The following is an 8988-nucleotide window of genomic DNA, read 5'->3' as shown; positions in this document are numbered from 1 at the left end:
TATTTAACCTGGGTCACCATGCCGGCCGCCGCATGTCCGAGATCATGGCAATGGAAAAGCCAATTGCCGGGATTATCCGCCAGGAAGGCAATCTCATACTCCTCACCAGGCAGCACGTTAAGCGTATCCTTGACCAAAGGAGAGCCGCTGACGGGCACGCCGTTTTTACTTAACACCTGGAAGAACATTCCGTGCAGATGCATGGGGTGAATATCTTCCGGAGATTTGTTCACCAATTTGACCTTAACCAGATCTCCTGTTTTCACGTTGATCGGCTCCGTGTCGGGGAACGTCTTCCCGTTGATAGTGAACGCCATTTCTCCGTCTTTCGTCTCCGTATTCAAATCCATTGTGTATTCCACGTCGTACTTCTGATCAAGCGTGAACCGGCTTTGCGCCGCTTCCCCGTATTTCGTAATGTCCAGAAGCGGCAGCTCGTCATTGTCCGCTTTCGCCGCCTCGCCGTCAAAACCTTCGTATACGATCGGAATCTTCAACCCTTTGGCTCCGGGGTTTGTGCTGTGCTCCTCCAGCAGCCAATTCCCGGGGTTGTTCGCTTCGAATTCGATATCATAACGTTCGCCCGGGGCGATATTCAACAATTGTCCATTCACGCTCGGCGGGTTGTTGATAGGCTGCCCGTCCGTCGAAACAATCTTGAAGTCTTGCCCTTGCAAATGCAGCTGATGCGACATATATCCGGCATTAACCAAACGGATCCGCACCTTTTCTCCCTGCTTCACCTTCAAAGGCTCGATAGCGGCACCGGATCTTCCGTTCGCCGTAAAGATGGTATACATAAGAGGCATCATTTCAGCCTCGCTCATCCCTTCCGTATTCGCGCCGGACATGCCGCCGTTTCCGCCCATGTCCATGCCGGACATGTCACCGCCGCCTTCGTTTCCGCCCATATCCATGCCGGACATACCGTCGCCGTTTCCGCCCATATCCATGCCGCCGGACATTTCCTGCTCCATCCATTCGTCAAGCACCACGGTATAATCGCGCGCCGGCTTCTCTTCATCAGCCGGCTCTACGATAAACGTGCCGTACAAACCCTTGTCCACCTGCTCGACGCCGTTCTGGTGCGAATGGTACCAATACGTGCCCGGGACATCGGCTTTAAACTGATAAGTAAAGCTTTCGCCCGGTTGCACCGCGTTCATCGTCACTCCCGGAATGCCATCCATGCCGTTCGGAACCGGCAATCCGTGCCAATGAATCGTTGTCGGCTCAGGCAGTTCATTGTTCAGTGTAATATTGAGCATTTCCCCTTGCTTCACCCGAAGCTGGGGACCGGGGACGCTGCCGTTATAGGTCCAGACATCCTTCGTCGTTTCATCGTCGATTTGCAACTTTCCCGGTTTTGCGGTAAGACTAATGGTATTGCCGCTCAGAACCTCCACAGGGACGTTCTGTACGGCCGTTGTTGCTTCGGGATCGGAACCTTCTCCCATATTCATGCCGGGCATACTATTCATGTCTCCGCCCATGCCTTTCACAATAAAGATAATTCCGACGCCGACCACTGCGGCGATTATCAGAATAATCAAGGGCCTCAATTTCGTCATTTCCCTCTCCCTCTCGCATAACTATCGCGTTATAATTTTTTTGTAAGTCTCATGTTAGTAACAAAGTGTGCAAAAAATGTGCAGAACTTATGGATAATCGGTTACATTCCTATCATCAATCACACGGGAGGCTACAAGGTGGAGCATATATTAGTCGTCGACGACGAGAAGCCTATGCGGGAATTGCTTAAATTTTATTTATTGCGGAACGGCTACCGGATATCGGAAGCAGCGGACGGCAAAGAGGCGCTGGCCATTCTGCGCAGCGATGAGTTTGATCTGTTGCTGGTCGATTGGATGATGCCGGATATGGACGGCCGCGAATTATGCAAGCAGGTTCGCATATCCAACCAGGTCCCCATTATGATGCTGACGGCCCGAAATCAGCTGAAAGATAAAATAGAGGGGTTCGAGAGCGGTGCGGATGATTATTTGACCAAGCCGTTCGAGGAGGCGGAGCTGATCGTCCGAATCAAGGCCTTGATTCGCCGTGCCCGGTCTTCTCCGGCTGCGCGGCGGCAGATGATTCAATACAAAGGCCTTGCCTTGAACGCGGAATCGCACGAAGTGCATTACGAAGGCCATCCGGTTCACCTTACCGCCCATGAATTCGCCCTGCTTCGGTTCATGTTAAGCCATCCCGGACAAGCGTTAACCCGCGATCAGATGATCGAGAATGTTTGGGGCTTCGATTTCGACGGGGACGACCGGACCGTCGATTCACACATTCGCAATTTGCGCGGCAAATTAAGGGAAGCCGGCGCAGACGATTTGATCAAAACGATGTGGGGGGTAGGATACAAGCTGCTATGACGACACCCATGCGCTTCTTGCAATTCCACCGCGTTCATCATAAGCTGGGGCTGCTCATTTTCAGTCTTTTCATAAGCCTGATCCTGATCCTGGGTCTGATTCTGTACCCGTTGTTTGAGAAATTTTACTTCCAACAAGTGGTGAATGAGCTCATACACCGCGGGCACAGCCACGCCGGTGTCTTGAGCAGCGATTTCAGTCCGCCGACGCTGGAGCATGTGAAGTTGATGGAGAAAAACGCCATCACATCTGTAATTGTCCTCGATTCATCAGGCCAAGTTCTTACCCAGTCGCGGTCTTTGCCTCCATCCCAGAACGTCTATCTGCGGCCGCTTCCTGAATTCAATGACGCACCATCCGAATTGGTCGAGAGCGATTGGAGAAACAAACCGTATCTGGTCTCGAAATCGCCCGTAACGATACAAGGCAAGACCGTGGCCACCGTCATCATGTTCACCCCGTCCGAGCCGATCAGAACCGCCATTGAATCCCTTCAGCGCATTCTGATCGGGGTGACGATCACCTCATCGGTTGCTTCCGCCGTGCTCATCTTTATTATCGCCAAGCGCATCACTCGGCCTTTGGTGAATATGAAAAACGCTGTCCGGCTGTTAAGCCAGAACAAATACAATTTTTCCTTGGCAACGGACGGGAAGGATGAAATCGCCGAGCTCAGCCGTTCCCTGATGGATTTCTCACATGAATTAAAGCATTACCGCTTGGAACGACAAGATTTTCTGGCTGAAATCTCCCATGAACTGCGCACGCCGATTACGTACATTCGAGAATATGCCAATATTTTACGTGCCGGAGCGATTCAAGACGAGGAGGAAAAGGAGAAATTTCTCGATTATATTTTTGACGCTTCGAACCGCCTATACCATTTGTCCGACGATTTATTCGAATTGGTGCAGCTTGATCAGACCAACTACCGTATTCAAAAAGAATCGGTCAATCTCATCGCTTTGATTCAGCAGGCCGTCGATGAGTTTAAGCTCGGATTTGCCGAAGCTGAAATCACCCTTCAATGGAATCCGCCGAAGAAGCGCACGATAAACGGCTTCATCGATCCTGTACGCATTTCACAAGTGCTGGTCAATCTGCTTGAAAACGCAAAAAAATATACGCCTGCCGGCGGGCATGTGGAAATCAAGGTGTCGGAGCTTCCTTATGCGATTGAAGTAACGGTTTCGGATACCGGCATAGGCATTCCGGAAGAAAATATCCACCAAATCTGGCAGCGCTTCTACCGGGTGGAAAAGTCCCGCTCCCGCGCTCACGGAGGCGCCGGCCTCGGTTTATCCATTTGCAAACGCATTGTCGAACTGCATGACGGTTCTATCCGGGTGCAGAGCCGGCCAGGACGAGGAAGCATTTTTACCGTTTTACTCCCCCGTCCGTAAAATTGTTCACAGAAGACACACATTTATGTGCGATAATGTGATCTATAATCGAACTCAAGTAGTAGCTTTGACAAAAAATTTAAGGGAGTGCGGAAACGGATGATCGGATTTGAAGTATTCACCATTTTTGGATTTTCAGTGCCAACCCATGGGCTCGGCATCGCCGTAGCTGCTTTGCTCGCCATTCTGTTAACGCGCCGACAGGCCAAGCTCAGCGGAATCAATCCGGAGCTGGTACTCGATTTTGCCACCTATGCCCTGATTGCGGGCGTTCTCGGCGCGCGTATCTGGTATGTGATTTTCTCTTGGGAAAGTTACGCCTCCGACCCCATCAGCATTCTGCGAATTTGGGAAGGCGGACTCGCTCTGCAGGGGGGACTTGCCGGCGGCATCATTGCCGGAGTCTGGTTTGCCCGCAAAAACAAGCTTCCTGTATGGTCGTTTGCCGATATCGTAGCGCCGGGATTGATACTCGGCATGGCCATCGGCAGAATCGGCGACTTCATGGCGGGAGACGACTACGGAATCGTGTCCGAGCAGTTCGGCGTTGTCTATAAACCCGGCACCATGGCCTATGAAGCGAACGGACCCGTGCCGCTCTTTCCCACGGCCCTGTTCGAGGCCGCTGCGGATTTGATCATTATGGGCGTCGTTCTCGCGCTACGCAAGCGAAAGCTTTTCGACGGCTTCCTGTTCTTGTTCATGCTCATCACGTATTCGGTTGCCCGCTTCTTCCTGGAGTACACCCGGGGCGACAGCTTGTATACGTTCTTCGATCTGCGCACGGCGCAAGTGACAAGTATCGTCACGATCATAGTGGCGCTCATTCTTATGTATGTCAGAATCAAGCAAACGCGAAACAAGGTCATGGAATGAGCGGCATAGCCGTATAAGCAAAGCCGCCATCAATCTATCGAACGTTGCGTTTCGGCTTGCGCAAGGCATAAACGAGATAACTAACCGCAATGAACCCCAATATGCCGGTTAACAAGTAGAGGATGCCGGGATTGCCGCCGGACGATGCCGACTCGGGATCGATAACCGGCTGCGCCGGTTCCTCTGCTTTGCCGGCATAGCGGGGTAATTCGGCTTGCGATTCGACAACTTCAACAGGCTGCTCGTTTGCAACTGTTTCAGTTGCAGTTACAGTAAAACCGTAGTCCAGAAGCTTGGCCATATCTTGGTATGCCGAAACCGCATTCTCAGACTTCAGGGCAACGGCAATTAATTCTGTTCCGTTTCTTTGAGCGGCACCAACCAATGTATACCGGGCCTCATCGGTAAAGCCGTTTTTCACCCCGATGGCGCCTTCGTAGAGCGTTAACAACCGATTGTGATTTACGATTTGAGCGGTGCCGTCCCAAGACAATCCTAATATTTTTGCTTCAGGCCTCTCATGGTCCTCCAGCCTTTTACTCCACAGCTCATCCTTCCAGTCATAAGACTTGGCAGCCGCAATATCCCGGAAAACGGGATTGCTCATGGCGTATCTTGTTATAACCGCCATATCCGAAGCCGTCGTATAATGCTGATCGTCGGGCAACCCGCTGGCATTGGTGAAATTGGTATTCCGGGCGCCAATCGTTCTAAGAAAAAGGGTCATTTCCTTGGCAAATTGGTTCTCATCTCCAGATATATGCTCCGCAATCGCTGCAGCACCGTCATTTCCCGAATGGAGTATAATACCGTAAAGCAAATCCCTGAGCGTCAGCTTGTCTCCGCTTGTCAGCTCCAAACTGCTTCCTTCAGTTGCCGCTGCAGCTTTCGAGATCGTTACGACATCATCCAGCCGCCCCCGTTCCAACGCCATAATGGCCGTGCCGATCTTCGTGATGCTTGCAGGATAATAACGCATATCCTTGTTGCGCTCCGCTATGATCCTTCCCGTTCGATTATCCATGACTACCCAGGCATCGGCATTGATTTGGGAAGCCATTTGCTGGAATGAGGCATTGTCTTTATTCGCGCCGGCAACACCGGTTCCGGCCAATGAAAGAACGACCACCAGAGATAAAAACAATTTACCCACGCAACCGTCTCCCTTGCTTCTCTTGATATTCGTTTCAAGCTTTATATTAAGCGCCTCTTGCATAGTGAAGTCTGTTCTTTGCCGGAACATTGTCCCCGTATACAAGAGGCGCCAGGTTTACTGCTTCGCTTCGTTCTCGGCTTCCCATCCGGATATTTCTTCTCGAACCCGCGGCGCCACCTCTGTTCCCAGCAGCTCGATGGCTCTCATCACGTCCTCATGAGGCATCGTACCAAGCGGTACGTGCAGGAAAAAGCGTGTGATGCCTACGTTCTTACGAAGGTGGATGATTTTCCGGGCGACCGTCTCCGGATCGCCGACGTACAGCGCTCCTTCAAAGCTGCGCGCGGCATCGTAGGCTGAACGGTCGTAATGCCCCCAGCCCCGCTCCCGTCCAATCACATTCATGCTTTGCTGGGTGGACGGAAAAAACTTGTCGGCCGCTGCCTGGGTACTCTCCGCAATAAAACCGTGCGAGTGCGAAGCAACCGGCAGCTGCGATGCATCATGGCCTGCGTGAGCTGCCGCTTTCTTATAGAGCTGCACGAGCGGCGCAAACCGAACGGGACTGCCTCCAATAATTGCCAATACAAGCGGCAGTCCGAGCATGCCCGCGCGAATAACGGATTCCGTATTGCCCCCGCTGCCAATCCATATCGGCAGTGGATTCTGAACCGGACGCGGATACACGCCCAGATCATCAATCGCCGGCCGATGCCCGCCTCTCCAGGTCACTTTCTCAGACTCCCGGATTTTCAACAACAACTCCAGCTTCTCATCGAAGAGCGCGTCGTAGTCATTCAAGTCATATCCGAACAGCGGGAACGATTCGATAAAAGAGCCCCGGCCCGCCATAATCTCCGCACGTCCGTTCGAGATCCCGTCAAGCGTGGCAAAATCCTGAAACACGCGCACCGGATCGGCGGAAGAAAGCACCGTAACCGCGCTTGTCAGCCGTATCCGTTTCGTCTGCGACGCAGCCGCAGCCAGCACGACTGCAGGAGCAGACGCCGCATAATCTTTACGATGATGCTCGCCCACGCCATATACATCCAATCCGACCTGATCCGCAAGTACAATTTCCTCGACAACCTCATGCAGCCGCTGTGCATGACTCATCACCTCACCGGTTTCAACGTCCGGCGATGTCTCTACAAAGGTGCTGATCCCTATTTCCATAAATCGTCCCTCCTGATTGCGTGGTACGGCTCACCGTATCCTGGAACACCCGCACCGGATCCTTGTTATCCCCTCAAAAACTTGGGTCGGGCATCTTATTGGCATTTTCAAGAAATCCACTACTTCTTAAAGACGAACATTGATCAATCGTGCGTTTTGATTTTCACAGAACCCCCCCACAACCAACAGTCATCAAAATTAACTTCTGTCGGCTAAACCAATAAAGGTACTTGAAAAAATAAAGGAAGCGTAAATTTACCAAAACGGCAACTTATGCTTCCTTTAACATACGGGTTTTTCGGTTATGCGGAATTTGCTTGTTTTTTACCCGATAAGCCAAGCGTCCGCGCAGTTAAAGTATGAATTTCGTGGACAAGGTCTGGGTTTTTCAATAGTGACTCGCCATAAGAAGGAATCATCTTTTTTATTTTCGGCTCCCACGCTTTCATGTGTTGCGGGAAACATTTTTTTATTACCTCAAGCATGACGGAAACGGCGGTAGAAGCACCCGGAGAAGCGCCGAGCAATGCAGCTATTGAGCCATCAGCGGCACTAATAACTTCCGTACCGAATTGAAGCGTTCCTTTGCCGGCAGCCGTATCTTTGATAATTTGCACACGCTGGCCTGCCAGCAGTAAATCCCAATCGTCGCTTTTGGCATTCGGGATAAATTCCCGCAAAGCTTCCATGCGCTCTTCTTTCGATAACATAACTTGCTTGATCAGGTATGTTGTCAATGGAACGTTTTTTACGCCTGCCGCCATCATCGTTACGAGATTATGGGGTTTTACGGAAGTTAACAAATCAAACATTGAACCGGATTTCAAAAACTTTGGTGAGAAGCCGGCAAACGGCCCAAAAAACATCGTTTCCTTCTTGTCGATAAATCTCGTGTCAAGATGCGGAACAGACATTGGAGGAGCGCCAACCGAAGCTTTTCCGTATACTTTTGCACGATGCTGCGCTACAATATCCGGGTTCTGACACACCATGAATAGTCCGCTTACCGGAAATCCTCCAATACCTTTTCCTTCAGGAATACCGGATTTTTGCAGCAAATGCAGGCTTCCTCCCCCACCGCCGATAAAGACGAATTTTGCAGTATGGCGTTCGACGGTACCTCTATCGACATTCCGCACTTTCAATTCCCACGAGCCGTCACTGGTGCGTTTAATATCATCAACATTATGTTTGAATTTGATATCGACGTTTTTCTTCTTTAAGTGGGCAAACAACATGCGCGTTAAAGCGCCGAAGTTGACATCCGTTCCGGATTCAATTCTGGTTGCCGCTATAGGTTTATTCAATGTCCGGTCTTTCATCATAAGCGGAATCCATTCCGTCAGTTTCCCCGGGTCATCGGAAAATTCCATCCCTTGAAACAGGGGATGGTTAGACAGCGCATCAAAACGTTTTTTTAGAAACGTTACATCTTGCTCCCCTTGTACAAAACTCATATGCGGAACTGGCATGATAAAGTCTCGCGGATTGCGTATCAGCTTGCTGTTTACAAGATAAGACCAAAACTGCTTTGAAACCTGATACTCTTCGTTAACTTTTATAGCTTTGCTGATATCTATGGATCCGTCCGGTTGTTCAACGGTGTAATTAAGCTCGCACAGTGAAGCATGCCCCGTTCCCGCATTATTCCATTCGTTAGAGCTTTCCTCTCCTGCGTTTGAGAGCCTCTCAATCACTGTAATCTCCCAGTCCGGTACTAATTCTTTCAGCATTGACCCCAAAGTCGCACTCATGATTCCGGCACCAATTAAGATAACGTCTGTCTTAGTTTGTCTGTTGCTCATTTTTACCTTCCTTATACCCTACGTTTTGCAGAAAGGATGCAGGCGTTCCTGCTTAGCACAGCAAGCCAGGGCGCAACCTAGTCACACATCTTTTCTGGATCAATTATAACCTGATCACTAGTGTATCACTATTACATGACCTATGCACTTCGTGGTAATCCTAGGTAGATTTCTGGTTTAGGCGTAGC

7 protein-coding genes are annotated in these 8988 nt (G+C 50.7%); 3 read left to right on the top strand and 4 right to left on the bottom strand.

The window, feature by feature from the left end; translation table 11 throughout:
• Positions 1-1493 (bottom strand): multicopper oxidase family protein (locus RWM61_RS19560; RefSeq protein WP_399539081.1); only part of this gene is annotated, 1493 nt, incomplete at its 3' end.
• 216 nt (positions 1494-1709) lie between these two features.
• Here RWM61_RS19560 and RWM61_RS19555 point away from each other — a divergent pair.
• From RWM61_RS19555 to lgt, 3 genes are all read left to right on the top strand, one after another.
• A complete protein-coding gene (locus RWM61_RS19555) occupies positions 1710-2384 on the top strand; it encodes a response regulator transcription factor (protein WP_314003968.1) in 675 nt (224 codons plus the stop codon).
• 227 nt (positions 2385-2611) lie between these two features.
• The gene (locus tag RWM61_RS19550) at positions 2612-3787 is read left to right on the top strand and encodes an ATP-binding protein (RefSeq protein ID WP_314003971.1); all 1176 of its coding nucleotides are present in this window, start codon (positions 2612-2614) and stop codon (positions 3785-3787) included.
• 99 nt (positions 3788-3886) lie between these two features.
• Complete coding sequence (lgt, locus tag RWM61_RS19545) at positions 3887-4663, top strand: prolipoprotein diacylglyceryl transferase (protein ID WP_314003966.1); 777 nt, start codon at positions 3887-3889, stop codon at positions 4661-4663.
• Between the two features lie 34 nt (positions 4664-4697).
• On the opposite strand, the gene RWM61_RS19540 is transcribed toward lgt, so the two are convergent.
• From RWM61_RS19540 to RWM61_RS19530, 3 genes are all read right to left on the bottom strand, one after another.
• Positions 4698-5816: a D-alanyl-D-alanine carboxypeptidase family protein gene (locus tag RWM61_RS19540; protein WP_314003964.1), complete on the bottom strand. Its 1119-nt coding sequence runs from the start codon at positions 5814-5816 to the stop codon at positions 4698-4700.
• Positions 5817-5933: 117 nt separating this feature from the next.
• Positions 5934-6995 (bottom strand): LLM class flavin-dependent oxidoreductase, encoded by a 1062-nt coding sequence (locus RWM61_RS19535; protein WP_314003962.1) that lies wholly within the window; start codon positions 6993-6995, stop codon positions 5934-5936.
• Positions 6996-7297: 302 nt separating this feature from the next.
• The gene (locus RWM61_RS19530) at positions 7298-8800 is read right to left on the bottom strand and encodes a malate:quinone oxidoreductase (protein ID WP_314003959.1); all 1503 of its coding nucleotides are present in this window, start codon (positions 8798-8800) and stop codon (positions 7298-7300) included.
• Positions 8801-8988: the final 188 nt, after the last annotated feature.

The sequence above is a fragment of the uncultured Paenibacillus sp. genome, from assembly GCF_963515335.1.
Taxonomy (GTDB): Bacteria; Bacillota; Bacilli; order Paenibacillales; family Paenibacillaceae; genus Paenibacillus_I.
This window is presented reverse-complemented; position numbering and strand designations above follow the sequence as displayed.